The organism is Parendozoicomonas callyspongiae, from assembly GCF_023502345.1.
In the GTDB taxonomy this organism is placed as follows: domain Bacteria; phylum Pseudomonadota; class Gammaproteobacteria; order Pseudomonadales; family Endozoicomonadaceae; genus Sansalvadorimonas; species Sansalvadorimonas callyspongiae.
In genome coordinates this window covers 207,759-232,682 of sequence record NZ_JAMFLX010000001.1, presented here as the reverse complement: position 1 = coordinate 232,682, position 24,924 = coordinate 207,759, and the positions used below count along the sequence as shown (strand labels likewise).

The following is a 24,924-nucleotide window of genomic DNA, read 5'->3' as shown; positions in this document are numbered from 1 at the left end:
ATTGGACTATAGTTCGTCTCCATGTGTGACGAATTTAACAAACGCTGGCGGCAGCTTGAGCCCTGGTTACAACTTTTCCACATCCCCGGTCTTGGAACAAGTCGTTATCAGGCGCTGCTTGACCATTACTCTCATCCTCTGGAAGTGCTGAAGGCTGGGTTTTCGAGACTTCGAACCATTGTTCCTGAAAGAGTGGCTCGAGCTATTCAGTTGAGTGGGCAAAATTCACTAACATATATGGCTATGGAGAAGGACAAAGGGTGGTTAGGGCTTTCTTTCGATCACCATATTCTGAGCTTGGAAGACGGTGAATATCCGGAACTTCTCAAGAATATTCATGATCCCCCTCCTTTGCTCTATATCAAAGGAAACATTGAGACTCTTAAATCAAAACAGCTGGCAGTTGTTGGTAGCAGAAGTCCATCACTGGCAGCTCAACAAACAGCTAGAGAAATATGTCATGACCTTGCTGCTACGGGTATAACAATCACAAGCGGTTTAGCCCGTGGAATTGATGGGGCAGCCCACCAGGGAGCGCTTGAGGCTTGTGCCCAAACAATAGGTGTTGTGGCCTGTGGAGTAGATATTGTTTATCCCGTCAGGCATAAAAAGTTAGCCCAGCAAATACAACAGCAGGGTGCGCTGGTTTCAGAATTCCCGCTTGGGACGCAGCCCAAGGCTGGCCATTTCCCGCGCCGTAACCGAATAATCAGTGGGTTAAGTTCTGGTGTACTGGTGGTTGAAGCTGCCATGGCAAGCGGTTCGCTGGTGACAGCAAGGTGTGCCCTTGAGCAGGGGCGGGAGGTATTCGCCATGCCCGGCTCAGTGAATAATCCTAGTGTAAAAGGTTGCCATGCTTTGATCAGAGATGGAGCCTGTCTGGTGGAAAACGCCGAACAGGTTCTGGAAGAGTTGTCGGGGGTTCTGGTAAATCATCAAACCATTTCTGCTGGAAGTGATGTTGAACTGTATGAGCTGCCAAACTGTCCTAACCAGCAGCACATTCTATCTCTAATCGGTTCTGAAGCATGTCACCAGGATGAGATAATTGCCAGAACAGGAATGGATGGGCGAAAAGTATCCGAGTTGCTTTTCCAGCTTGAGCTAGATGGGTTTGTAAAATCTGTGCCCGGTGGAGTGGAAAGATGTTAACCAATCAACTCTGGACAGTGTATTCACCTTCTTATAGTTTTAATTGCCCTGTCAGATGCAGACCTTCTCAAACTCACGATAACAAGAATGATCGTAGTCTCAGAGAAAGGTTTTCTGACCAAGAAAAAGTAATACAGGCTCACTAAACGACTGATGATTGACGATTACAATCATGCTGCTGCGGCAGTATCCGGCGGTGGTGTTATTGCCTACCCCACAGAAGCCGTATGGGGGCTGGGTTGTGACCCATGGAATCAACAGGCAGTCGAACGCATTCTTGAAATCAAGAGAAGACCTGTTGAGAAAGGATTAATTCTGGTAGCAGCAAGCAAGCAGCAGGTAGCGCCCCTGCTTGAGTCTCTTTCTGATCAGCAGCATCAGCTTCTGGTTGAAACCTGGCCTGGACCAGTGACCTGGTTAATTCCTGACACTAACAAGTGGGTGCCTGACTGGGTTCGTGGTCAGCATTCTTCAGTCGCTGTGCGTGTCAGTGCCCACCCAGTTGTACAGCAGCTTTGCCAAAGCTGGGGTAAACCACTGGTATCAACATCTGCCAACAGAGCTGGAGAGCCGGCTCACACAACCCATCTCGCAGTAAGTACAGAGTTGGGAGAAGAGGTTGATATGGTGGTTGCAGGCAAGACGGGAGAGCAGACATCTCCTTCACGAATCTGTGACCTTGTCACGGGCAAAGTTCTAAGAAGTTAATCTCCTGCCCTATCTATACTCCGTGCAGCATTGCGAAAACATATGACGCTGTGCTGCGTTTCCTGCTGGTAGCCTGAGGCTTCAGAAAGGTAACGCTGCTTACTGGTTACGATTTGTTGATCAATACTCGGCAAAGAGTGAGTATCAAAGTATGAAGGCGTTATCTTTTCTGCCTCTGTTCAAGCAGGCTGTGGTTTTGTACGTTATTTTTTCTGCTGCAGCCTTTGCAGAAGAAACAGAAAATGACTGGCACACCCCTACTCACTTCCGATGCCCTGCGTGGGCAGAAAAAGCGCCAATAGATAAACCCCTGAAAGTTATCACCTACAACGTCCAGTTTATGACTGGAGGTGTTTATAACTTCTGGGATGGTCCTGATACAGTGTCGCCTCTAGATATTGAAAGCCAGCATAAAATTGCAGCGGAGATTGCTGAAGCAATCAGGAAAGAGAACCCCGATATCGCTTTGCTTCAGGAGGTTGATCGGGATGAGCGTACAGGTCAGGATCAGATTGAGCTTTTGATGGAGAAGCTGGGTGAAATATACCCCTGCTATGCTGCAACAGCGTACTCAAGACTGAACAAAGAGGTTTTCCTTCCTGCAAATAAGCGCCCTTCAGAGCAGCACCTTCTGACGCTAAGCCGTTATCGTATTAGTGATACGGTGCGGTTTGATTTGCCTCGGATACCCAGGAACTACATCAAGTATCTCCATTATCGCAGGGCTGTTCTGGAAACAAGAATTCCCCTCTCGAATGGAGATAGTCTATTTGTTCTCAACCTTCATCTGGATGCTTTTGCCCAAGGAACCGATACCATGCAAAAGCAGGTCAGCCTGGTTTCTGGTCTGTTTGAGAAGATGACTCAGGAGAACAAGTTGTGGATAGCCGGAGGAGACTTTAATCTTCTGCCTCCAGGCCAGTACGAGCACATATGTGCTCAAGGGCAGAACTGGTACCAGCCTGAAAGTGAACTCAAAAAACTGACTGATCAATACTCAGCCATCCCATCAGTTGAAGATGCAACCGGAGCAGATAGAAGCAACTGGTTTACCCAGATACTGATAAAAGAGTGTGGGTTGGATCAAACGCTGGACTATATGTTTTACTCCCCGGCTGTTTCATTGATAAAGGGGCGGGTCTGGTCAAAGGAAGTTATGGACTTGTCGGATCATATGCCTGTTATCGGGGAGTTTGAGCTGCAGAGGTAAGAGCTAAGAGCAACGATATTTGTACCTGTATGTTAGGATGCAGGCAATCCCATTAGAAATAGCCTAAAGGGCAGGCAGTTAATGAGCGGCCAGAATAAAATTGATACTCAAGCTGTAGAGCAATACCTGAGAAACCTGCAGGAAACCATTTGCAGAGAACTTGCTGCTGCCGATGGTGGAGCTGTTTTTCAGGAGGATATTACCGAACACACAGGTGGTGGCGGTGGGAGAGCCTGTGTTATCGAAGGGGGTAGTATTTTTGAAAAGGGAGGAGTGAACTTCTCCTCTGTGCAGGGAGCATCGTTGCCTGCAACCGCCAGTACTCGCCGCCCAGAGCTGGCTGGTCGCAGTTTTCGGGCTATGGGTGTTTCTCTGGTTATGCATCCTGAAAACCCTTATGTCCCCACTTCACATGCCAATGTTCGATTGTTTGTTGCAGAGAAAGAAGGCGCCGAACCCGTCTGGTGGTTTGGTGGTGGCTATGACTTAACGCCATATTATGGTTTTGATGAGGACTGCCAGCACTGGCATCAGGTAGCGAGTGAGGCCTGTAAACCTTTTGGTGATGACGTCTATCCACGCTTCAAAAAATGGTGTGATGAATATTTTTACCTCAAACACCGTAATGAGCCCCGGGGTATCGGTGGGTTGTTCTTTGATGATTTGAATGAATGGAGCTTTGAAGAGACTTTTGCCTTTATCCGCAGTGTTGGAGACAGCTACCTGAAGGCCTATCTCCCAATAATCCAAAAACGTAAAGACACGCCATGGGGAGAAAGAGAAAAAAGCTTCCAGAAGTACCGACGTGGCCGCTATGTTGAGTTTAATCTGGTTTACGACAGGGGAACGATATTTGGCTTGCAGTCAGGTGGCAGAACGGAATCAATTCTTATGTCCATGCCGCCGGAAGTTGAATGGAGATATAACTGGCAACCGGAGCCTGGAACTGCTGAAGCAGAACTCTACGACAACTATCTGAAACCAGAGAAGTGGATTTAGCCTGCTAAACTAGATCGCTCAGAAAATAAACAATGGTGAAGGTATTATGAGCCAGTCAGCAACCCTTGATGAAAGAGAGTTTGAATACCTTCGCCAAACAGAACAGATCAATGAGCGGTTGTGTCGACTGGAACAGTTCGTCAAGCTCGATTCTGAACGTACCAGTATTGAGTTCAGAGAGATAAGGCTATGGCGGGAAAAGGTGGACTTAAGCCTCAAGGAGTTCTCTCTTGGCTTCAGAGATGTCAAGAAGGATATTGCAGGTGTCAAGACAGATCTCGCCGGAGTTAAAACAGATCTTGCAGAAGTCAGGTTGGACAGAGCATCAGACCGGCAGCTTATGGAAAGAATACTGAGCATCCTGGAAACCATGCAGGCAGAGAAAAGCACATAAGAAAACGGGTGTGGCATTTCCATTAATGTGGGAATGTAAAAAGTAATAATGAAACAGGAATAAAGACAGAAAAATGGATCAATACGCCGTAATGGGCAACCCCATAAGCCACAGCAAATCACCACAGATCCATACTGCATTCGCAGCCCAAACCAAACAGCAGCTTGAATATAAAGCCATCCACGTTGAGCTTGATGGTTTTGCCCAGGCTGTCAGTGAGTTTTTTACAGAACAAAACAAGGGAAAAGGGCTGAATATTACAGTGCCCTTTAAGCAACAGGCCTGGGAGCTGGCTGGCCAGCTTACTGAACGGGCCAAGCGGGCTGGTGCTGTGAACACACTCTGGAAAGACGACAAAGACCAGCTTTGGGGAGATACCACAGATGGAGTTGGTCTGGTCAGGGATATAACCCGTAACCACAAAGTAACAGTTCAGGGAAAACGGGTTCTGGTGCTTGGGGCCGGCGGTGCTGTGAGAGGTGTTTTGCAGCCATTGCTGGAACAAAATCCAGCCGAGATCGTGATCGCTAACCGGACGGTCTCTAAGGCTGAAGAGTTGGTTGAGTTGTTTAGCGATCTTGGAAAAGTTACAGCGTCTGGGTTTGAGCAGGTTACTGGTATGTTTGATCTGGTCATTAATGGAACCGCTGCCAGTTTACAGGGTGACCTCCCTCCCCTGCCTGCATCAGTCATCAAAAACACCACCGTTTCCTACGATATGATGTATGGAAAAGAGCAAGCGGTATTTAACCACTGGGCACAGGAACATGGAGCCTCTAAAACACTGGATGGTCTGGGAATGTTGGTAGAACAGGCTGCCGAATCATTTTCTATCTGGCGTGGGATTCTTCCTGAAACCACAGAACTGATTAGCTCTTTGTCCTAACAAGTCTGCACAAGCTCCTGAGTAGGTACATATTGACCAAGGTTTTGGTTTATTCTGCTATCTCTCCATTTCTTTGATGGTACTAAAATACCAATGTCAGGTGAATGTAAGGAAAGGTTGTTTAGAGTTACTCAGCATTGAAGAATCCTGCTTGATCTTGACGGAATGCATACAGGGGGCGCCAGATTATATATGAAGAAATAGCTGCTTTCTGGTGATCTTGTTATCGATGAGCGTAGTGCTTGCTGCTGAATATGCGCTGTGGGTATTGCTGCTTCTATCGATAAAAAACTATGCGCCATGAGCTATGGATGATGAGGTTTGCTGGCTACATCCCGCATTTTTATTCATACGGTTTGTACAGAGGTGCCAAGTACAAAAGGATGTAGGAAATGAATCGTCGTATACTACTCACTTTCGCTTTTGTTCTTATTTCTGGTGGTGTTTACGGGTTGTTAGCAAAAAAAACAGAACAGCCAGAAAATGTCGAAATGCAGACGCAAAAGGAACAATTTCTCAGTTGGCGGGTTAAGCAAACAGTGCAGGTGGGCGAAGAGATAACCTCCGAACGGCTACTTCCTGTAATTATTGATCAGATCGAAGCACAAAAGTACGGGGTTACCAGTAAAGAACGGTTTACTCTGGTAAAAGGCAGTCTGGCTGCTTCGCCTATGAAGGCTGGATCTATTGTAACTGAAAATCAGGTGGTACAACCTGATCATCCCAACTATATCGATCTTCTTATCAAGCCTGGTATGATTCCCTACCCATTGGAATTCAAAGGAAGTAACGGCTATCCATTGATTCTTTCGCCCGGAGATAAAGTTGATGTAGTGATGATTTCTTCATTGAATCAGAATCTGGCGATGAAAGATGCAGTTGATCAGTTTGAAGGTTTGAGTGTTGCTCCCCTTTTGAAGGCCAGAAAGGTTTTACGCGTTGGCCCGGATGGCAAGGGTATGACAGGAGAGGAAGCCAGCACCATTATAGTTCTTGAGCTAACTCGAAAAGAGCTTTCACAGCTAATGCTGGCTAAGCGCATGGGTGTTCTTGATATCCACAAAACCACAGATGGAACTTTACCGCAGATACGGGCCGGGGATGTTTTACCAGATTTTTCATCTGTTACCGAATTGCGCGGAATTGAAAAGATTGTAAATTAATCAAAACCAAAATCGCTGCAATGCCAGACACTGCTCAGGCAGTTATTGCTTGAACCCAGCACAAATAGAAAAAATAAAAAGGCTTGCGGGCAGGGGGCTATATGAAGTTTGGAAACCGATATTTCTGGCGGGTGTTGACGGCTGCGCCTGTTCAGAGGGTTATTCTTGGTTTTAGTCTGCTAATGCTTTTTGGTGGAGCCGCCACAGCCGCAACCAGGATCATAAATCTTGGGTTGAATGAGGCTACCCCCCTGAAATATCAAACGCCTGTCGATACCGTTTTTATTGCTAATCCAGAAATCGCTGATTATCAGGTTGTTCGGGGTAACCAGCTTATTATTTACGGCAAGCAGGTTGGCAGTACTACCTTGGTGGTTTTGGATGAAAAAGGTAAGACAATTGATAACAAGACTCTGGTCGTCAACAAGAGCCTTGCTCATATTCGCCAGCAAGTGGCTATCCGGTTTCCTGAACACGATATTGATATAACTAATCTTGGTGATCAGGTTGTTCTAACCGGAACAGTGCCTTCGGAAGAGCTGCGTCAGAATATCTATTACTTGATTGGTGAGTTGCTGGGTAAGGAGTATGAGGATTATAAGATCAATTGGGACCTGGGGAGTCAGGAACTTGAAATTGATTTCATGACTCGGCGCCGGTTCCGTTGGCTGGTTAATAACATCAAAGTGTCTGAAGTCAAGCAGGTTAACGTCAAGATCACTGTAGCCGAGGTATCCCATTCCTTCATTCGTCAACTAGGGGTGAAGTGGGGAACCATGGTATCAACTGGCGGCAGTGCCAACTTTCTTGGTAATGGCAAATTGTTCCAGTCAACCCTTCGTAGTTTTAATTCACAGGATATAGCCCGTTACATCACAGCAATAGATGATGATTCCGTCGGGCAGGTTCTTGCAGAGCCTAATTTGTCAGTCATTTCTGGTGAAACAGCATCTTTCCTGGCTGGCGGTGAGATCCCGATTATTTATTACAACGACCAGTCTTATAACGTGGAATACAAAGAGTTTGGTATCCGGCTGGAAATGGCTGCCAAGGTGCTGAGTGATGACAAGATCAAGATCTCCATGATGCCAGAGGTCAGCGCTGTAGACTCAACGTACAAGGACACTGTTTTAAGCATACCAACCTTTAAGACACGCAGAGCAAGGACCACAATCCAGCTGGCCGATGGTGAAAGTTTTGTTCTTGGGGGGCTTTTGAACTCTGAAGACCGTGAGGCATTAGCGAAAATTCCACTTATCGGAGACCTGCCAGTCATCGGTGCCCTGTTTCGTCACACAGAGAGCGAGCGACGCAAGAGTGAGTTGATTATTGTCGCGACAGTCAGCCTGGTGCAGCCTGTACCTACAGGCACTGTGCAGGTGCCACGGCATAATTTCACCAACACCCTGCTGCGCTACTTCCGGTTGGACCTGCCTGGCAGGGGCGGCGAAGAGCGCTATCAGCAACAGGTTCAGTCAAAAGAAGCTCAGAAAATCATGAAGAGTGGAGGATTCAAGTAATGAAATTAATTGCTAGGAAGTCTCTGCTGATTGTAGCTGTGGTGATGCTTACAGGTTGTTTTGGACGCTTTAAGCCTTATGAGAACCCCAAAATAACAGTGACCCCGGAGGGCGTTCAGGTTCCTGCCTGTGAGGTATATAACACATCATCAGAGCGGGCGATGCTGTTTGGCTGTTATGTGGAAAGTGGCCGCTGGCAGATGATGGTTCATCCGGAAAAGGCGGCTCACCCTGAACAACTATTAAAGGTTAAGGAGTGAAGCCATGCTTGCACTGGAAGGTCTGACCGGACAAAAGAAAAAAAGAGAAGTTACGGCAGCGAGCTGCACTCTGTTCTACCAGACAGAAGAGTGCAGAAACCAGCTTGAAGAGGCTATGAAATATGAAGGCATGGAGGTTCCTTTCTGTCACCCATGCACCGACAGCAATATAACTGATGTAATTACCGGCGTGGAGAGCCCTCTGGTTCTGGTGGAAATCAAGGAGGATCTGGTGAATCTGGCCCGCCTTCTTCATCCGTTGATCTCCCATCAGACCCGTGTTGTTCTGATAGGGCGCGAGAACACCATAACTTCTTTGCGCACGGTGGAACATCTTGGTTTCTATTATCTCTACTGGCCGGCGGAAAAAACAGATGTAGCCGCATTTCTTCACGAGCTGCAGGAAGACCTCCAGCAAGGCAAGGGGCCGCAGTCTTCACGTCTGGCAAAACGTGTGGCGGTGGTGGGGCCTAAGGGAGGCAGCGGCTGTACCATGATTACCTGTGAGCTGGCCCACGGACTGGTGAAGGAAACTCAGCAGCAGGTGATTCTTGTGGATCACGGTTATACCGGAAGTGCCATGCATATAATGCTGGGCAAGCGAGATCTAGAGCGTATGCCTATCAGTGAGCAGGCTCAACGCCATCATACACTGGGTAATATTCTTGATCATGTTGGGGCTCAAAGTCAGCTCAGCCAGGTAGACAAGAAGATCAGTTACCTTGGTTTTGAAATTGAAAATGGAGGGGGGGATGAGCTGCGGGAATATACCAATAATGTCCTGGAGCCCCTGCGCAATGACGCAAACTTCATTCTTGAAGATTATTCTGCTTCGGTAAAATTTTATCCTCAGCCGAAATGGCTCTGTCTATTAATGGACTGTGTGATTATTGTTGTACAGCCTACACTAAGCAGTGTTTTTGAAACTAGACAGTTCCTGGAGGTGTTTAATCGGGTGAATGAAGTATTATCCAACCCCGCTCGATCAATTCTTGTTCTAAACCACTGCAATCCGAAAGACAGTGTAGAAAAGGAATCAATTGAACAGTACCTGCAGCGTCCAGTTGATATTCATATTCCTTATTTCAAACAATGTGAAGAGTTTTTGACATCTGGTCAAAGGTTTGTAAGCAGCAAAACACCATTAACTCGGCCATTCATTAATTTAGCCAGGCTGGTTGTCGGCAAGCCTGTTGTTAATGGTGGAGTATTTTCTTTCTTTAGAAGGAAAGGAAAAAGCAATATTAAAGATAAAAACATAAGAAACAAAACAGAACCAACAGCAGATGTATAAACAAGGCTGATCAAAAAGCAAAAAAGAACAGCTCGAATGAAAACGTAAATTGATGCGCTGGCTCTGAAAAAATAATGAAAAGGAGGGCTTATGTACGCACCACAGGCTATCTACCTGCGACTAAGGAGCAAGATTTTTAATGCACTGGATGCAGAAGCTGTTACAAATCTGTCTGATGAACGGTTACGTGACCAGTTGCGCCATGCTGTGGATGCGTTAATTGAAAAAGAGGCAATTACCGCGCCTGTTATACTGCGCCAGGAGTTTGTAAGTCGCTTTATTGATGAAATCAAGGGGCTTGGCCCCCTGCAACCCCTGATTGATGACCCGGAAATCACCGACATTATGGTGAATGGGCCTGATTGCGTTTACGTCGAGAAGAAAGGACTGTTGATTAAAACAGACGTAACCTTTATTGATGAAGCCCAGCTGCTGAGTACCGCCAAACGCATAGCTGCCACTGTTGGGCGCCGGGTTGATGAGTCCCAGCCAATGTGTGACGCACGCCTTAAAGATGGCAGCCGGGTGAATATAGCTATTCCGCCAATTTCTCTTGATGGAACAGCGATATCCATTCGTAAGTTCAGCCGTATGGATATCGGGCTGGGCAGGTTGGTGGAGCTTGATTCCCTGTCCAGAGAAATGGCTGGATTACTCCGAATAGCTTCAGGTTGCCGTTTGAATATCCTGATTTCCGGGGGGACGGGTTCCGGAAAGACCACACTGCTTAATGCTCTATCCCAATATATTTCTGAAAACGAACGGGTCCTGACCATTGAGGATGCAGCAGAGCTGCAACTGCAGCAACCCCATGTCGTGAGGATGGAAACTCGCCACGCTGGTATTGAGAATACAGGAGCTGTTCATCAGCGCGATCTGGTTATCAACGCTCTGCGGATGCGTCCAGACAGGATAATCGTTGGCGAATGCCGTGGGCCTGAAGCCTTTGAAATGCTGCAGGCCATGAACACAGGTCATGATGGATCCATGTCTACTCTGCACGCTAATTCACCTCGTGATGCTCTGGCCCGGGTGGAAAGCATGGTGATGATGGCCGCTCCCAACCTACCCCTTGATGCAATACGCCGCAACATTGCCAGTGCAATAGATCTGGTTATACAGGTTACACGACTGTTTGATGGTAGCCGGAAGGTTGTGAGCATCAGTGAAATTATGGGGATCGAAAGTGAAAATATTGTTCTGGAAGAGATCTTCCATTTTGAGCCTGCTCAGGTGCGTGCAGGTGAAAGAATTGAAGGGGAGTATCTCAGTCCAGGCTTGATAAGTCGCTCGGTTATCAAGAAGAAAGCCCGTCTGTTTGGTAGGGAGGAAGAGTTAAATAGAGTGTTTCGGGAGGTTGTAAGATGATCTATCTGGTCATGATTGGTCTGGCTCTTGTTCTTGTTTTTGTGGCCTTGGGCATGGAAAAAAAAGAGAACTCATTTGCCTTTTTGGAGGGAACGGGATCTCATGATGCAGACGAAGATGCTGACCTCAAGGCTGTGAATATCAAAATGCTTACGGATGAGCCGTTCAAAGTTCGCATCAGGGTAGGGATCGAAAACCTCAAAGCCCGTATTGGTGGGCACGCAGTATTTAAGGGTGTGTTATTCCTGGGGGTGGTTGTTGTGGCAAGTATTTATCTGCAGAAATACCTGCTGAGCGACATGTATATTCTGGTACTTCTGCCTTTGGTATTTCTAATCACATCCCTGCTATTTATCAGAATTTTGCAAATATACGACAGAAAAGTATTTGAGGTTTCATTTCCCAATGCACTTAACCTGTTGAATGGGGCAGTCAGCTCTGGAGAAAGCCTGATGCACTCCATAATTTATGTTGGAAACTCAATGGAGGGGGCAGTCGGTAGAGAATTTAAGCTGATGGGGCAGCGACTACGGCTTGGCCAGCCTGCCGAGAAAGTTTTGAGTCAGTCCTGTCATCGCTTTCCCTATGCACCGTTCTATTTTTTTACTATTACCCTGCGAGCCAATATCAACCGGGGTGGACAACTTAAGGAGATTATCAAGCGGCTGAACCAGGTTATGTTTAACAGTCGCGCTATAGAGAAGAAAAAAGGCGCAATGACTGCGGAAGCACGCATGTCGGTAAAAATTGTGGCGGCAATTCCTTTTTTCTTTATGGGTTTTATGTACCTGATGAGCCCGGAAAACTTTCATTTTGTTTTTTATGATCCGGCGGGAAAGATCATTCTCTACTATGTGCTGGCCAGCGAAGTGATTGGCATAACAATTATCTGGCTCCTGATGAGAAAAACCCAAACGTAAGAATAATAACAGGTCGACTTGGTCAGTAGTCGGCAAAAAGACTAAGAGGTAAAGAGGGGGAGATAAGAATGGATGTGGGGTATCTTTTACTATCTCTGGGGGTTGCAGTTCTTCCTGTTATGTGGATTAACAGCTACTTCTCCAGGCAGGCATCACGTCGCTGGCTGGGGCTTTCTTACACAGTTACCAGCTGGGATGCGTTGTTTGAAACACTTGAAGCGCGTTTTTCTTATCGTCGTAAAAGTGTGGAAAGAAACCTTGTTCAGGCAGGCATTTACAATTCCAGAGTAGCAGCACTGTATCTACCAGCAAAATTTACCCTGGCGGCTGTTATTGCTGCTAGCGGGTATTTTTTTCAGAATGAGCTTGGACTGGTCAATTCTACAGACTTGGTGGGTGCGATATTGATTCCATTCATTGTGGTAATAATTGGACCAGATATCTGGCTTCAGAAAAGAAGCCGAAACCGTGTACGCAAAGTATCGGGTCAATTGCCTTATGTCGTCGACCTTATGGCCGTATGTATTCAGACAGGTATGACTATCGAATCATCAATTGCATACCTTTCCGATGAACTAAAAGGCTTTGATAAAGGTTTAGCCAGAATCATGTGGCAGGTAGACTCTCGTTCCCGCGTTATCGGTATTGAACAGGCTTTGGAGGAGCTGTTGGATCAGTATCCATCAAATGAGATGCGCAGTTTCGTTTATACGCTGAATCAAAGTCTTCAGTATGGCAGTTCAATTTTTGAAGTCCTGACCAGCCTCTCCTCCAATATTCGAGAAGTGCAGATGCTGGAGCTGGAAGAGAAAGTTGGCAAGCTGTCGGCGAAAATGTCGGTACCCTTAATCCTTTTTATTATGTTCCCGATTGTTATTCTGATTACAGCTCCAGGCATTATGAGGATGGTAAGTGATGGTGGTCCGTTTGGGTAAATCTGGGAGAAAAAACAGATGGTGTCGTGTTTTTTTGCTTGGCGGAATTTTGGCTGTTCAGGGGTGCGTATCTGCTGGTAGTGGTCAGGAATTTTCAGATGCTGAGAAATCACAGACACCTAGAGAAGGTGCTTTTGAAGAGCATAATGAAGCGCTGCTGAAAGTTACAGAAAATTATATGGGGCTGATTGATCTTTATAAGAAACAAATGGGCCAGGTGGGAGATAATGATATCCAGACTTCTGATAAATATCGTATTCAAATAGCGGAAGCTTATGTTCATATGGAGGATTATGAGTCTGCCCTTTTCCACCTGGAGTCGGTGAATGAACATAAAAGCGGTTCTGCAGAGTATTTTCTTTTGAAATCCAAAGCTCTTTTGGCAAGCGGCGAAAGAGATTTAGCCTTACAGGCAGTGGTCACCGCCTACGGTTTTGATTCAAAAACTCCACAGGTATTTAACCAGTTGGGGAGGGTTCAGGCCGCCAAAGGCAATTACCAGGCAGCTCGCAGGCATTTTGAAAAGGCCAGAAAAGAATTACTTGATGACATGGTCGTTCAAAATAATTTGGCTATGCTGGATATACTTGAAGGAAATTACCATAACGCTGCAAAAAGACTGTTGACGTTTTTCAAAACAGGTAGAGCGGATGATCAGGTAAAATCAAATTTGGCATTTTCTCTTGCCAAGAGTGGGCGTTATCAGGATTTTGTCTCGCTATTTGGTGCTGGAAAGAAAGAAGAAGAGAGGCTTGCTCTGTTTCAGGCTCTGGCTGGCAGTCAAGCCATACATGAGGGTTTTCAGGGTGAATAAAAAATAGCCTATCCAAAATAAAGCTCCGACCAAAGGAGTAAAAAATGGAAACTAAACGAAATATCAAAAAAAAAATGCGATGGGAAAGAGGTGTTGTGGCTATTGAATTTGCAATAGGTGCGCTTGCTTTCTTTATGATGATATTTTACTGGATAGAAGTCAGCTATATGGGGTTTGTTTCAGCAACAGTTGACTTTTCTGTAGCAGAAGCCAGTCGGGTAGCCAGAACGGCTGAGTATGATGATTACCGGCAGATCTTTAGAAAAACAATCAAAGGGGCGGACTCTGTCTGGTCAAGTCTGATTGATGAATCAAAGTTTGATGTGGATGTCAGGTACTTCAAGGATATTGGTTCATTGAATGGCTGTGATACTGATTTCACGGCAGGAGCTTGTGATGGAGCAGGATCGCCAGAGAACCAGCCGTTAGCAGTTTATCGGGTGTCGTATCCTTATCAGCCAATATTCGCACAGCTTTTGTTTGAGAACACAGGGGCAATGAATATCAGTAGAGAGGTGATAACCGTCCAGGAATATGAAAGGGAGCTGTTCAAATGGCAATCAAACAACTAATCAGTTTTGGTAAGCACGCACAGCCTTCCTGGCAGAAAGGGGTTTTTTCTGTAGAGCTGGCATTGGCTGGCGTTTTTATCGCTATGATTCTGGCGTTTATATCTGACATGGTATCCAAACAGACTCTGCAGGGACATTTGCAGAGACTCAGCTATTCTGCGGTCAATGTCGTTAAGGAAAGGACCCAACTTTATAACGAAAGTGATCAAGTTGATGATAATCAGGTCAATACACTGTTCAATATCATCAGCAACTCCATGGGTAGAAGTATGTCTGGTTTTGATCGGCAAAGGCTTGCCATGCATCTGGAACAGCTTCGGTTTATTAGAAATGGCAACGGTAGCTTTGATCAAGATCCCGTGAGCTTTAAACGCGGAACACTGGAGTGCGAACCAGCACACAGGTTAAGTACACAACCAAAGCTTCACATCGAAACATCCTGGGGGCGAATGGCGACTTTGTACCAGGTAACCCTGTGTTACCGGGGGGATAACTGGTTCGGTAATGCGCTGGGGGATGGCAGCGACTATTCAAGGGTTGCCGCCAGCTCCTTAATGTTGGGGAGATAATCATGAAAAAACGCAGCCCGTCTACGAGGCGTCAACGTGGGGTTGCCGCCATCATGTTCGTAATTATGATTCCCATTCTTTTTATGTTTATTGCCTTGGGCATGGATGGTGCGCACTTTCTTCGGGCCAGGGCACGTGCGGGAGATGCTGTAGAGGTAACAGCTCTGGCATTAAGCGCCAGAGGCAGCGATAACCCCTCAATTTATCAGCCTATCGCTCAGGATTATCTGGAATATTTAACACCAGGAGCCAGCAGGATAGAAATCAAACAAGTTACCCATACCGCCTGCGAACCGACTGGTACACCTGGTTGTGATCCAGACCCTGATGGCCGCCGTTATTTCCAGTTTGAAGTAGTTGGTGAAGCTACATACGACAGTCTGTTTCCTTCTTTCAACAAAAAGCTGGGTTTTGGCAAGGATGTCAGCGCCCTTGGGCATGCTATGACCAGGAAGTACCAGGGAACAACAGTAGATGTAATATTAATCACAGATTTTTCTGGTTCTATGACTTGGTTGTGGCATGGAAGAAAAAAAATCAATATGCTTAAAGAGGTTGTTGAAGGAATAGCCGAGGAACTTGAGATATTTAAGGCTGGGGATGAAAACAACTCTTTAGCAGTTGTTCCGTTTAACTGGTATACGATGGATAAGACGGCAGGACAAAAATGCTACATTGAGAATCTTATATGGAAGTATAGGGAATCGAATCCAGAAGGTTGGTACATTGATTATGATGAAACAATAAAGAAAATGTTCACACCAAAAGCAAAACAGTGCACAGATTATTATTATGGTAATTTTTATACTGCACCTCTATCAGAAGATGTAATATCTGTATCCGAATCATTAAAGAATATGGATGCGAGAGGGGGAACATCTTCTTATGAGGGCATTATTCGAGGTGGACAAATTGCATTGCTAGGTGATAGCCAAAGGCGGTTAATAGTTATATTGTCAGATGGTATGGATAATAGGCCCAACAGGCATAGAAAGCTGTTAGAAAAAAAGTACTGTGATTTAATTAGAAATAAACTGAATTCTCAGAAAACTAAGGATGGAAAAGAGGTCCAATCAAAAATTGCTGTTATTGGCATTAATTATGATGCTGAATCAGATCCTAATCTGCAAAGCTGTGCAGGTGTAAATAACGTTTTCACCGCAACAAATATGGAAGATGTATATAACAGACTGATGGAACTAATCAGCGAAGAAGTAGGGCGCCTGTATACCAGGCCCAAGGCGTGATTTGATTAAGCTCGTAACCACCTCAACCATGTAATATCATTCCATCAGAACATCAGCGCAGCATTGAGCTGAATAAAAAGACAGTACGGGGAAGAGGATATGCCAGCAGATCGATTAAGTTTTTTGATTCTGGTCGATGCCGGGGATAATGATGTACACAAAATCCGGGAAGCCTTTCTACAGCTCAGTGCCATTGAGGTGGTCCACTGCCCTCTCGGCCCCACTGACCTGATATGTTATGGCTCTGTAAGTGGTATGGATGAACTGAAAACCCTGATGGAAGATCAGGTTCCCAACCTGCTGGAAGATCGCTTTAACCCTATCGAGCGCACCGAAACCCTGCTGGTTATGGATAAGTATGGCCAGGAGATGACCCGGGATACCCACAGTGTCCCCAATGGTAAAGGTGCCTGGATCTTTACTGACCAAAAGATTGGCAGCAAGCATCTGACTGAGAAGTTGCTTGGCCACCACCCTGAAATTATCGCCGCCTATAATGTCTTGGGTAGCCACGATGGCGTGTTCTACGCCGAGGCTGAAACTCTGGACAAACTGATGGCCGTAATTGATGAAGGGTTCCGCACTCTTCGGGCAATTGGCTCAGGGGGTAAAACTGTCAAAGCTCTTTCCAGAACAGATACTCGGTTGGTTCTTATGTAGGTTTCGTAAGGGGGCTGATGGCGTTATGAGATATCCTGACTTGCCTGGCCCCTGCCCTCCTCGCCCTGGCGACCTTCTTTTCCAGCATACCTCTGAAGAGCCGGGACGAGCTGCGATCTCCCGCATTTTCTCCGGTGTTCATAACTTCGTGATTGATCATGTAGCTCTCTGTGTCGCAGAGGGAGAGTTGATTGAGGCGGCTCCACCCTGTGTCCGGCAAGTCTCTCTTGAACGTTTTCTTGATAACTCCCATAGGGATAAGGCTGGCCGGCCAAGGGTTCTGGTTTGCCGTGTTTCTGATGCCGGGGATGATCATATAGAAACAGCCATTACTAGGGCAGTTAAGCGTATTGGCATGCCCTACAACGAGACATATATGCCATGTACAAAAAGCTGGTATTGCAGTTCTCTTGTAATAGATGCTTGGCAATATGCTCACTTCTGCTCCAAGCCACACCTCAGCAGCCAGGGGTTCTTCAAGGAAACGCCTTTGGAGTTTCGGGATCCAGCCACCGGCTCTGTTATGGAGTTCTGGAAAGAGTATTATCAGGAAAGAGAGATGGAAGTCCCGCAAGGCCTGCCTGGTTCTCACCCGGCACTTCTGTCACGGTCAGAAACGCTGGAAGTTGTGGGCAGTTATGGGATATTCCAACAGCTCAAACACAACAGAACCTAACACAGGAAGAGTTTTTTATGAGAATGAGTGCCGTTATCGGGCACCGTGGCGCAGCCCAACTGGCTCCGGAAAATACCCTGGCAGGAATTCGCACCGCTCATGCCCTTGGGTTGGAATGGGTTGAGATGGATGTTGTGCTTCTTGGTGATGGACAACTTGTTATCCACCACGATCAGGCTGTGAATAGATGCACTAATGGTAGTGGAGAACTGCTTTCCTCCACTCTCGAAGAAATTAAAGCTCTTGATGCTGGAGTCGGCTTTTCAAAAGAGTTTGCTGGTGAGGAAGTACCCACTCTTAAGGAGGTCATTGATCTTCTGTCAGAGCTGGGTATGGGTTTGAACCTGGAAATCAAGATGCATAAACATCCTGTGGATAAGCTGGTACTGCCTGTGGTGGAGGCTCTTAAACAGAAATCTTTACCAGACGGGAAGCTGCTGGTTTCCAGTTTTGATCATGATGCTTTGAAGCTGTTTCATGAACATATGCCTGCCATTCCTGTTGCCCACCTCTTTGAGAAACTGTCGGTTGACTGGCAGGAGCAGGCTCGAAAGGTCGGGGCTGTTGCTATTAACCTTGGGCAGAAGCCGCTGAAGCGATCCCAGGTTCAGGAGGTGATAAATGAAGGCTATGAGGTTTACTGTTACACAGTGAACTCTCAAAGCCGTGCTGATGAGTTGTGGAGCTGGGGAGTATCAGGTGTGTTTACAGATAATCCAAAGCTGGTGATTCGCTAAGAACGATCTGTGCTTTATTCACCCGCCATTTACTAAGGAAGTGACGGGTGAATAAAAAAATTAAAACAGCGATCTGTCTTCAAAAGGCTTCGGTTCTTTGTCTTTTCCAGCCAGACCATTAGACATGGCTATCCTCTGATTCTTCCTGCCGAGCAGACGCATCTGGATCAGACGTTCCCACAGGAGAGAAAGGCGCGGGCCTGCATTCCAGGTTTTGCGATATAGATACTTGCTGGCAGCTATAGCATCAGGGGACTTCTCACTGATCAGCTTGGCCAGGGCTTTGGCTTCGCGCATTGGATGCTCTGTTACCCGGGTGGCAAGACCATAGCTGAAAGCTTCCTGGCCACTGAAAACTTTACCCGTCATGGTCAACTCTTCGGCAATATCGTAGCGGGTCAGTGTTGAGAGGGTGGCTGTTGCGCTCATATCAGGAATCAGTCCCCATTTAATTTCCATAATTGAGAGCTTTGCCTCGGGGTGAATAACCCTGAAGTCGGTACCTAGAGCAATCTGCAGACCACCCCCAAAGCAGTTGCCATGGATGGCGGAAATAACCGGAACGGGAAGTCTCTTCCAGGTATAAGCCACTTGCTGGAAAGCATTCATGGATGTCCAGGGAAGTTTCAGAAACAGCTTTGGTACCATCGAAGGAGTTTTGCTGACAGATTTGAAGTCCAGTCCGGCACAGAAAGAATCACCTTCTCCAGACAGAATTACAGCACGTACAGCTTTGTTTTTGCGTATTTTTTTAGCTGTAGCAATCAGCTCTCTGAACAATAAATAATCCAGACCATTGTGCTTGTCCGGACGGTTGAGCGAGACGTATGCAATATGTTCCTCTACCCGGAATAGAACACGGGAATCCTCAATATTAGAACTCTGTACCCCTGCAAGATTGGACATTTTCATATCTCATTATCATTGTTGTCGGGCATGATTCCATACTTTTACCCTCATTTTCCAGATTTTTCCATGCAGATTGGCTGTCATTGATAGAAAGTGCAGATTGGCTGTCATTGATAGAAATTGCAGCATCAGGTTTTTACCTATACTCCTTCTATCAGCGACAAGGACGTCAGATAGCTATGAAATCGGAAGATAAAGGGCCCGCCTCGCTTCAAAGCATCCAAGGTGTGAACGGCTCTCAGGAAGAGCGTCCAGCACCTCAGAAAACAGGTTTCTTTAATGGTTGGAAGGTTTCGGTTGTTGAGGCATGGCACACTTTTGTAAATACCGTGATGGTCCTTTTTGGGTTTGAGCCTAAGTATCAGGATTCTAGTCAGACTGCTCGTGCTACTCCTCAGGCAGGGGAAACGACAACAGAAACCCCAAAAGAGCAGCCCATTCTAAATCGCCACATTGCTCCTGAAAGTTCTGTTAAAAGTGTGATAACCGCAGATAAGCCAAGTTCTATTGTGAGCCATGAAGAAACACCAGCTAGCTCACTGCTGCAAAGACCAAATAGTTTCCTTGAGCCTGTTGTGTTGGAAGACCCCCCTGAACTTGATGACCAAATCGTTCAGCAGCAAAATGACAACACAGTAGCTGAAGAGACCAGCCTGGAACTTAACGAGAAAGAGGGCTCTCTTTCTGCAACTTCTATCGATACCCCTGATACTCCCCATGTCTCTATAAGTAATGTGTCTGTTGATGAGGATGATACTCCAACAGAACATTCACTGGAGTTAAAGGAGAACGAGCCTGAGCTATCAGTTGAGAACCCTTCTGTAAGCAGGTCTCTGCATGTGGAGGAGGCCCTGCCTTTAGCTCTTCAGCAGGAAATTGAGATATGTGAGTTGCTTGCTACTCCTCCTCAAAAGAATGAAGTAACAACGGATGCTGCGGGTGATGATATACAGCTGATGAATTACTGTTCGTATTTGGATGGAAATAAACAAGCGGAAGAAGCGGAGTGGCCTTTTGGGATCGAACGAAAATATGATTTTCAAGAATTCCTCTATGTAGCCCGACTGGGAAAATCAGTTATTGAGGCAGCTGGTACAACAAAAGAAAAGACTCGACTGGGTAAGTTTTTCAATAATGCACTCAAGCAGATACCAGCAAGTCTTGAGCAGGCAGGAATTGATAGACATGGAGCAAGTACTGGACAACCTGTGATATCCCCTGAAGAGGTAGAGCAACAAACACCCAAGGGCACTAAAAAGAAAAAAGTAAAAAATGCAGCAAAAGGTGCACGAAAAAATCGCTTCCGAAGGGAGATAGATAAGAGACGGAATAAAGTATCAGCCTTTGATCAGGCACTGGAAGATTTAGTCAAACAGAACCCGGCTGTCATAAATTTATGGGTTCACCACTACAAGAACCATGAAGCAAAGAAAGGGCAGGCACAAGAGCAGTAAATCAGGTAATGTTTGAGACTGTGTCTTGAGGGGGACAGTCTCGTGTCGGTGAGTAAAGCACTACTGAAACAGGCCGCTGATAAAGGCCTTCTCCATCAGGAACAGGTAGCCCCCCTCTTCCACTTCCTGCAGCAGCAAAACTCTGCAATTCCCAAATTCGATTTTACCCATGTTCTCTACTATTTCGGTGGACTGCTCGCTATAGGTGCGCTCACTCTGTTTATGACTCTTGGGTGGGAAGAGTTTGGAGGCTGGGGAATTTTGGGGCTCAGTTTAACCTATGCAATAACAGGATTTACTCTCACCCACTACTTCGGCAATAGGGAAAGACATATCCCGGCAGGAATCTGTGCCGCATTTGTTGTGGCGCTGACGCCTCTTGCTATTTACGGTTTCCAGCAAGGAATGGGCTGGTGGCCTGATGAAATGGTTTATCGCGAGTATCACAGGTATATCAAGTTTCTGTGGATATATATGGAACTCGGTACCCTGCTGATTGGGGCAGTTGTTACATGGAAATACCGGTACCCGTTTATCCTGATGCCCGTAGCTGTCACGCTCTGGTATATGTCGATGGATATGACCGAACTCTTTTATGGTTTTGATTTCACCTGGAAGGAGCGTGGCCTTGTTTCTATCTGGTTTGGCTTTGGGATGATACTTCTGGCATTTCTGGTAGATATCCGATCCCGTAAAACTCTCGACTATGCCTTCTGGCTCTATATCTTTGGTGTTATCGCTTTCTGGGGAGGTCTTACTTCCCAAGACTCCAATAGTGAGCTGAACAAATTCCTGTACTTCTGCGTAAACCTCATGCTGATTGGGGCTGGTGCAATTCTTGTAAGAAAAGTGTTTGTTGTTTTTGGTGCGTTTGGTTGCTGCGGGTACTTTGGTCATCTTGCCTATGATGTGTTTGAAAACAGTTGGCTGTTCCCGATTGCTCTGGCTCTGATTGGTTTAAGTGTGATCTGGCTCGGCGTTCTCTGGCAGAAAAATGAAGCGGTGATAACAGAACGCATTCGCTCTATCCTTCCGGTGTCGTTCAGAGAGTTACTAGAAAGCCGGAATGTATAAAAAAGATGTGTTTGAGCTGGAAACAGGTGTGCTTCTTGAACCGGAGTATACCGGTAAAGTGCTTTATGATGCATAGGGTGTTGAAGGAACAAGTCATAAGAACTGCAAGTGCAAAGGCACATTCTGGAATTAGCAGGAGCAGGGATAACACACAGTGTTATCCCGACAGCATGAGATAAAGGAAGCATGAGATAAAGGAAAAACGAGAATCTCAAACCTAAACTAGTGACTCAAAATCTGACTGAGAAACAGCTTGGTTCTATCTGACTGGGGGTCATTAAAGAAAGGCTCCGGCGCATTTTCTTCAATAATTTGACCGCCATCCATAAAGATAACCCGGTTAGCCACTGTACGCGCAAAACCCATTTCATGGGTTACGCAGATCATGGTCATCCCCTCTTCCGCCAGCTCGACCATAACATCAAGAACCTCTTTGATCATTTCAGGATCAAGGGCTGATGTCGGTTCATCAAACAGCATAACCTGAGGGTTCATACACAGACTGCGGGCAATGGCCACGCGTTGCTGCTGTCCCCCCGAAAGCTGGCCAGGATATTTATGGGCCTGGCAGGGGATCTGCACCCGTTCCAGGTATTGCATGGCTATAGCTTCGGCTTCCTGCCTGGGCATTCTGCGAACCCAGATCGGTGCCAGAGTGCAGTTTTCCAGAACTGTCAGGTGAGGAAAAAGGTTGAAGTGCTGAAACACCATACCCACATCTTTGCGGATATGTTCAATGTTCTTGAGATCGTTGGTGAGAGTTACCCCGTTTACATCAATCTCACCTTCTTGATGCTCTTCAAGGCGATTGATACAGCGAATCATGGTTGATTTTCCGGAACCGGATGGCCCGCATACAACGATACGCTCACCTTTCTTAACAGTGAGATTAATATCTTTAAGAACGTGAAAATCGCCGTACCATTTATTAACTCCCTTCAGGGAGATCATTGTTTCTGTTTCTACTTCCGAAGGAATATTAACAGCTGATTTTTTTTGTTTTTGTAGTTCAGCTTGCATATTATTTTTCCTATAGGGCAAGTTCCTGTAGTTAAATTATTTTGAAGGCACCCTCTAGCTTTTGTGCCCGGTATCAAGTTTACGTTCTAATAACTGACTGTACCTTGAAATACCAAAACAAAACAGCCAAAAAACAAATCCTGTAAAAACAAAGCCTTCTATTGCAACATTTGGCCAATTCACATCAGCAATACCTGCCTGCATAACAGCGAGTAAATCAAAGAGACCAATAATTAAAACAAGGCTTGTATCTTTAAATAATTGCACAAAAGTATTTACGATTCCGGGGATAGATATTTTTAATACCTGAGGCATAATGATTTGCCGCATTCCCTGCCAGTAAGTCAGCCCCATTGCATCTGCCGCTTCATACTGACCTTTTGGCATCGCCTGTAACCCTCCGCGTATTACTTCAGCAATCAGGGCTGCTTCAAACAGGCTGATACCAATCATTGCCCGTATAAGCTTATCCAGCTCAATATCGCCCGGTACAAACAGTGGAAGCATCACTGAAGCCATAAACAGGATAGTGATCAGTGGAACTCCTCTCCAAAGCTCGATAAAGACCGTGCAGAAAGAACTGATTGCAGGCATATCAGAGCGGCGCCCCAAGGCCAGCAGTATGCCGACAGGCAGAGCAATCACCATTCCAACCAGTGACAGCACCAGAGTCAGCATCAAGCCGCCCCATTTATGGGTTTCAACGGTTTCGAGTCCAAAACCACCATAGAGGAGGAAGAAGCTGGTAAGTGGAAACCCGGTCAGGAACCAGATACCTCCCCAAAGCCGTTTGGGCATTTTGTCCCACAGAACCCAGGTCAGCACAGCAGCCATCTCGAAAAAAAACAGGTTTACCCGCCACAACTCTGTATCTGGATAAAAACCATAGAGGAACTGCTGAAACCGTGCGCTGACAAATACCCAGCAGGCTCCTTCGCTGGTACAGGCATCCTTGTTCTCTCCAAGAAAGTTGGCTTCAAGAAATACCCATTGAACAACGGGAGGGAGAGCCCAGGCCAGAAAGATAAGACCACTGAGGGAGAGCAGAGAATTTAAAGGAGAAGAAAACAGGTTTGCTCTTAGCCAGCCAATAATACCCCGCCGGGAAGCCGGTGCTGGCCGTGAAGGTATAGTTTCGGGATTAACAATCATTGTCCATTACCCATTTTTTATAGCCTCGGCCTACCTCTCAACGAGAGCCATGCGTTTGTTAAACCAGTTCATAAACAGGGAAACCAAAAGGTTCATGGTGAGATACACAGCCATGGTCATAGCGATAATCTCAATAGCCTGGCCTGTCTGATTCAGGGTTGTTCCCATAAAAACATTGACCAGTTCCGGGTAGCCAATGGCTGTCGCCAGGGATGAGTTTTTGATCAGGTTCATGTAATTGGTTGCGAGGGGAGGAATTGCTACCCGCATTGCCTGTGGAACAATCACCAGTCGCATCGTCTGGCCTGTATGAAGACCAAGAGCTCCTGAAGCTTCTGTCTGCCCTTTGTTTATCGCTTCAATACCTGAGCGAACGTTTTCGGCAATATATGAAGCGGTATAAAAAGTCAGGCCGAGCAGTAGAGCAATCAACTCTGGAATAACTGCAAACCCGCCCCTGAAGTTAAACCCTTTAAGAACAGGTGTATCCCAGCTAACCGGCTGGCCTGAAGCAAACCAGGTGATCAGAGGAAGAACAACCAACAGCCCTAAACCAATTCGGAAGTTTGGCAGTGATTTTCCGGTTTTTTCCTGTCTCTGATGGCTCCAGCGTATAAAGCCAATAGTGACAACAAGAGCCAAAGCCAGTGCAATTAATACCAGCTCTGGACCTTCATGGAACACGGGTGATGGGAGGTAAAGCCCGCGAAGATTAAGAAAAATAGAGTCTCCCAGGGCGATACTTTGTCTTGGTGACGGCAAAGTTCTCAGAACAGCGATATACCAAAACAGTATCTGCAGCAGAACAGGAATATTACGGAATATTTCGATATAGGCAGTCGACAGCCTTGCTATCAACCAATTGCCAGACAGCCGCCCAATACCAACCAGAAAACCAACAATGGTGGAAAGAGCAATACCGAGAACAGATATCAACGCAGTGTTCAGCAGGCCGACAACAAATGTTCTGCCAAATGTGTGGGTTTCATCATATTCAATCAGGCTTTGAAGAATGCCAAAGCCAGCTTCCTGGTTTAGAAAGTCAAAACCAGTGGTTATCCCCCGCTGCTCCAGGTTTTCTGTGGTGTTGTTGACAATTGTTGCCACCAGAAGAAAAAGCAGACCGATAAACAACAGCTGGAAGAATACGCTGCGAAAGGTCGGGTTATACCAAAAGCGCATGCTGGCGCTTTCAGCCATTGCTGAAGATAAGGTGTTTTTCCTGAACATG

General features: G+C 46.2%; 26 protein-coding genes. 22 read left to right on the top strand and 4 right to left on the bottom strand.

Annotation, left to right across the window (positions count from 1 at the left end; all coding sequences use genetic code 11):
- Positions 1-21 precede the first annotated feature (21 nt).
- The 20 genes from dprA to M3P05_RS00930 all read left to right on the top strand — a co-directional run bounded on the left by dprA (position 22) and on the right by M3P05_RS00930 (position 18,084).
- On the top strand, positions 22-1,152 hold the full coding sequence (gene dprA, locus M3P05_RS01025; RefSeq protein ID WP_249697367.1) for a DNA-processing protein DprA: 1,131 nt from the start codon (positions 22-24) through the stop codon (positions 1,150-1,152).
- 153 nt (positions 1,153-1,305) lie between these two features.
- Positions 1,306-1,860, top strand: coding sequence for an L-threonylcarbamoyladenylate synthase (locus M3P05_RS01020; protein ID WP_249697366.1), 555 nt, complete (start codon positions 1,306-1,308; stop codon positions 1,858-1,860).
- A 151-nt stretch (positions 1,861-2,011) separates the two neighbouring features.
- The gene (locus M3P05_RS01015; protein WP_249697365.1) at positions 2,012-3,070 is read left to right on the top strand and encodes an endonuclease/exonuclease/phosphatase family protein; all 1,059 of its coding nucleotides are present in this window, start codon (positions 2,012-2,014) and stop codon (positions 3,068-3,070) included.
- Positions 3,071-3,151: 81 nt separating this feature from the next.
- Positions 3,152-4,069, top strand: coding sequence for an oxygen-dependent coproporphyrinogen oxidase (gene hemF, locus M3P05_RS01010; protein ID WP_249697364.1), 918 nt, complete (start codon positions 3,152-3,154; stop codon positions 4,067-4,069).
- Between the two features lie 46 nt (positions 4,070-4,115).
- Positions 4,116-4,463, top strand: coding sequence for a hypothetical protein (locus tag M3P05_RS01005; RefSeq protein WP_249697363.1), 348 nt, complete (start codon positions 4,116-4,118; stop codon positions 4,461-4,463).
- 73 nt (positions 4,464-4,536) lie between these two features.
- The gene (gene aroE, locus M3P05_RS01000; RefSeq protein ID WP_249697362.1) at positions 4,537-5,349 is read left to right on the top strand and encodes a shikimate dehydrogenase; all 813 of its coding nucleotides are present in this window, start codon (positions 4,537-4,539) and stop codon (positions 5,347-5,349) included.
- A gap of 392 nt (positions 5,350-5,741) precedes the next feature.
- The gene (gene cpaB / locus M3P05_RS00995) at positions 5,742-6,512 is read left to right on the top strand and encodes a Flp pilus assembly protein CpaB (protein ID WP_283777619.1); all 771 of its coding nucleotides are present in this window, start codon (positions 5,742-5,744) and stop codon (positions 6,510-6,512) included.
- Between the two features lie 101 nt (positions 6,513-6,613).
- Positions 6,614-8,032, top strand: a complete 1,419-nt coding sequence (locus M3P05_RS00990) for a type II and III secretion system protein family protein (RefSeq protein WP_249697360.1) — start codon at positions 6,614-6,616, stop codon at positions 8,030-8,032.
- The gene (locus tag M3P05_RS00985) at positions 8,032-8,292 is read left to right on the top strand and encodes a hypothetical protein (RefSeq protein ID WP_249697359.1); all 261 of its coding nucleotides are present in this window, start codon (positions 8,032-8,034) and stop codon (positions 8,290-8,292) included. The genes M3P05_RS00990 and M3P05_RS00985 overlap by 1 nt, the downstream gene beginning before the upstream one ends.
- A gap of 4 nt (positions 8,293-8,296) precedes the next feature.
- Positions 8,297-9,586, top strand: coding sequence for an AAA family ATPase (locus M3P05_RS00980; protein ID WP_249697358.1), 1,290 nt, complete (start codon positions 8,297-8,299; stop codon positions 9,584-9,586).
- A 90-nt stretch (positions 9,587-9,676) separates the two neighbouring features.
- Positions 9,677-10,954, top strand: coding sequence for a CpaF family protein (locus M3P05_RS00975; RefSeq protein ID WP_249697357.1), 1,278 nt, complete (start codon positions 9,677-9,679; stop codon positions 10,952-10,954).
- Positions 10,951-11,874, top strand: coding sequence for a type II secretion system F family protein (locus M3P05_RS00970; protein ID WP_249697356.1), 924 nt, complete (start codon positions 10,951-10,953; stop codon positions 11,872-11,874). Before M3P05_RS00975 ends, M3P05_RS00970 begins: the two co-directional genes overlap by 4 nt.
- Before the next feature lie 68 nt (positions 11,875-11,942).
- On the top strand, positions 11,943-12,809 hold the full coding sequence (locus tag M3P05_RS00965; RefSeq protein ID WP_249697355.1) for a type II secretion system F family protein: 867 nt from the start codon (positions 11,943-11,945) through the stop codon (positions 12,807-12,809).
- Entirely contained in the window at positions 12,787-13,623 is an 837-nt protein-coding gene (locus M3P05_RS00960) for a tetratricopeptide repeat protein (protein ID WP_249697354.1), read from the top strand. Before M3P05_RS00965 ends, M3P05_RS00960 begins: the two co-directional genes overlap by 23 nt.
- Positions 13,624-13,667: 44 nt before the next feature.
- Positions 13,668-14,195, top strand: coding sequence for a TadE/TadG family type IV pilus assembly protein (locus M3P05_RS00955; RefSeq protein ID WP_249697353.1), 528 nt, complete (start codon positions 13,668-13,670; stop codon positions 14,193-14,195).
- On the top strand, positions 14,177-14,764 hold the full coding sequence (tadF, locus tag M3P05_RS00950; RefSeq protein WP_249697352.1) for a tight adherence pilus pseudopilin TadF: 588 nt from the start codon (positions 14,177-14,179) through the stop codon (positions 14,762-14,764). Before M3P05_RS00955 ends, tadF begins: the two co-directional genes overlap by 19 nt.
- A 2-nt stretch (positions 14,765-14,766) precedes the next feature.
- Positions 14,767-16,011, top strand: coding sequence for a TadE/TadG family type IV pilus assembly protein (locus M3P05_RS00945; RefSeq protein ID WP_249697351.1), 1,245 nt, complete (start codon positions 14,767-14,769; stop codon positions 16,009-16,011).
- A gap of 99 nt (positions 16,012-16,110) precedes the next feature.
- Entirely contained in the window at positions 16,111-16,671 is a 561-nt protein-coding gene (locus M3P05_RS00940) for an Lrp/AsnC ligand binding domain-containing protein (protein ID WP_249697350.1), read from the top strand.
- Positions 16,672-16,696: 25 nt separating this feature from the next.
- Positions 16,697-17,347 (top strand): YiiX/YebB-like N1pC/P60 family cysteine hydrolase, encoded by a 651-nt coding sequence (locus M3P05_RS00935; RefSeq protein ID WP_249697349.1) that lies wholly within the window; start codon positions 16,697-16,699, stop codon positions 17,345-17,347.
- A gap of 17 nt (positions 17,348-17,364) precedes the next feature.
- Positions 17,365-18,084: a glycerophosphoryl diester phosphodiesterase gene (locus M3P05_RS00930; RefSeq protein ID WP_249697348.1), complete on the top strand. Its 720-nt coding sequence runs from the start codon at positions 17,365-17,367 to the stop codon at positions 18,082-18,084.
- Between the two features lie 60 nt (positions 18,085-18,144).
- Here M3P05_RS00930 and M3P05_RS00925 read toward each other — a convergent pair whose 3' ends face one another.
- The gene (locus M3P05_RS00925) at positions 18,145-18,990 is read right to left on the bottom strand and encodes a crotonase/enoyl-CoA hydratase family protein (RefSeq protein ID WP_249697347.1); all 846 of its coding nucleotides are present in this window, start codon (positions 18,988-18,990) and stop codon (positions 18,145-18,147) included.
- Positions 18,991-19,172: 182 nt separating this feature from the next.
- Here M3P05_RS00925 and M3P05_RS00920 point away from each other — a divergent pair, with 182 nt between their 5' ends.
- The gene (locus M3P05_RS00920) at positions 19,173-20,447 is read left to right on the top strand and encodes a hypothetical protein (RefSeq protein WP_249697346.1); all 1,275 of its coding nucleotides are present in this window, start codon (positions 19,173-19,175) and stop codon (positions 20,445-20,447) included.
- 48 nt (positions 20,448-20,495) lie between these two features.
- The gene (locus M3P05_RS00915) at positions 20,496-21,521 is read left to right on the top strand and encodes a DUF2157 domain-containing protein (protein WP_249697345.1); all 1,026 of its coding nucleotides are present in this window, start codon (positions 20,496-20,498) and stop codon (positions 21,519-21,521) included.
- A gap of 222 nt (positions 21,522-21,743) precedes the next feature.
- Here the strand turns inward: M3P05_RS00915 and M3P05_RS00910 are convergent, their stop codons facing one another.
- The 3 genes from M3P05_RS00910 to M3P05_RS00900 all read right to left on the bottom strand — a co-directional run bounded on the left by M3P05_RS00910 (position 21,744) and on the right by M3P05_RS00900 (position 24,923).
- The gene (locus M3P05_RS00910; RefSeq protein ID WP_249697462.1) at positions 21,744-22,472 is read right to left on the bottom strand and encodes an amino acid ABC transporter ATP-binding protein; all 729 of its coding nucleotides are present in this window, start codon (positions 22,470-22,472) and stop codon (positions 21,744-21,746) included.
- A gap of 123 nt (positions 22,473-22,595) precedes the next feature.
- Entirely contained in the window at positions 22,596-23,693 is a 1,098-nt protein-coding gene (locus tag M3P05_RS00905) for an amino acid ABC transporter permease (RefSeq protein ID WP_249697344.1), read from the bottom strand.
- A 30-nt stretch (positions 23,694-23,723) separates the two neighbouring features.
- Positions 23,724-24,923, bottom strand: coding sequence for an amino acid ABC transporter permease (locus M3P05_RS00900; protein WP_249697343.1), 1,200 nt, complete (start codon positions 24,921-24,923; stop codon positions 23,724-23,726).
- Between the last annotated feature and the right edge of the window lies 1 nt (position 24,924).

What these genes read in the sequence shown, in the direction of transcription:
- M3P05_RS00925 (WP_249697347.1), bottom strand. Translation starts at nt 18,990, where the DNA reads ATGTCCAATCTTGCAGGGGTACAGAGTTCTAATATTGAGGATTCCCGT.
- M3P05_RS01005 (WP_249697363.1), top strand. Translation starts at nt 4,116, where the DNA reads ATGAGCCAGTCAGCAACCCTTGATGAAAGAGAGTTTGAATACCTTCGC.
- M3P05_RS00965 (WP_249697355.1), top strand. Translation starts at nt 11,943, where the DNA reads ATGGATGTGGGGTATCTTTTACTATCTCTGGGGGTTGCAGTTCTTCCT.
- M3P05_RS00980 (WP_249697358.1), top strand. Translation starts at nt 8,297, where the DNA reads ATGCTTGCACTGGAAGGTCTGACCGGACAAAAGAAAAAAAGAGAAGTT.
- M3P05_RS01015 (WP_249697365.1), top strand. Translation starts at nt 2,012, where the DNA reads ATGAAGGCGTTATCTTTTCTGCCTCTGTTCAAGCAGGCTGTGGTTTTG.
- aroE (WP_249697362.1), top strand. Translation starts at nt 4,537, where the DNA reads ATGGATCAATACGCCGTAATGGGCAACCCCATAAGCCACAGCAAATCA.
- M3P05_RS00900 (WP_249697343.1), bottom strand. Translation starts at nt 24,923, where the DNA reads ATGTTCAGGAAAAACACCTTATCTTCAGCAATGGCTGAAAGCGCCAGC.
- M3P05_RS00905 (WP_249697344.1), bottom strand. Translation starts at nt 23,693, where the DNA reads ATGATTGTTAATCCCGAAACTATACCTTCACGGCCAGCACCGGCTTCC.
- M3P05_RS00945 (WP_249697351.1), top strand. Translation starts at nt 14,767, where the DNA reads ATGAAAAAACGCAGCCCGTCTACGAGGCGTCAACGTGGGGTTGCCGCC.
- cpaB (WP_283777619.1), top strand. Translation starts at nt 5,742, where the DNA reads ATGAATCGTCGTATACTACTCACTTTCGCTTTTGTTCTTATTTCTGGT.
- M3P05_RS00930 (WP_249697348.1), top strand. Translation starts at nt 17,365, where the DNA reads ATGAGAATGAGTGCCGTTATCGGGCACCGTGGCGCAGCCCAACTGGCT.
- M3P05_RS00935 (WP_249697349.1), top strand. Translation starts at nt 16,697, where the DNA reads ATGAGATATCCTGACTTGCCTGGCCCCTGCCCTCCTCGCCCTGGCGAC.
- M3P05_RS00920 (WP_249697346.1), top strand. Translation starts at nt 19,173, where the DNA reads ATGAAATCGGAAGATAAAGGGCCCGCCTCGCTTCAAAGCATCCAAGGT.
- M3P05_RS00955 (WP_249697353.1), top strand. Translation starts at nt 13,668, where the DNA reads ATGGAAACTAAACGAAATATCAAAAAAAAAATGCGATGGGAAAGAGGT.
- M3P05_RS00985 (WP_249697359.1), top strand. Translation starts at nt 8,032, where the DNA reads ATGAAATTAATTGCTAGGAAGTCTCTGCTGATTGTAGCTGTGGTGATG.
- dprA (WP_249697367.1), top strand. Translation starts at nt 22, where the DNA reads ATGTGTGACGAATTTAACAAACGCTGGCGGCAGCTTGAGCCCTGGTTA.
- M3P05_RS00990 (WP_249697360.1), top strand. Translation starts at nt 6,614, where the DNA reads ATGAAGTTTGGAAACCGATATTTCTGGCGGGTGTTGACGGCTGCGCCT.
- M3P05_RS00910 (WP_249697462.1), bottom strand. Translation starts at nt 22,472, where the DNA reads ATGATCTCCCTGAAGGGAGTTAATAAATGGTACGGCGATTTTCACGTT.
- M3P05_RS00975 (WP_249697357.1), top strand. Translation starts at nt 9,677, where the DNA reads ATGTACGCACCACAGGCTATCTACCTGCGACTAAGGAGCAAGATTTTT.
- M3P05_RS01020 (WP_249697366.1), top strand. Translation starts at nt 1,306, where the DNA reads ATGATTGACGATTACAATCATGCTGCTGCGGCAGTATCCGGCGGTGGT.
- M3P05_RS00970 (WP_249697356.1), top strand. Translation starts at nt 10,951, where the DNA reads ATGATCTATCTGGTCATGATTGGTCTGGCTCTTGTTCTTGTTTTTGTG.
- M3P05_RS00940 (WP_249697350.1), top strand. Translation starts at nt 16,111, where the DNA reads ATGCCAGCAGATCGATTAAGTTTTTTGATTCTGGTCGATGCCGGGGAT.
- hemF (WP_249697364.1), top strand. Translation starts at nt 3,152, where the DNA reads ATGAGCGGCCAGAATAAAATTGATACTCAAGCTGTAGAGCAATACCTG.
- tadF (WP_249697352.1), top strand. Translation starts at nt 14,177, where the DNA reads ATGGCAATCAAACAACTAATCAGTTTTGGTAAGCACGCACAGCCTTCC.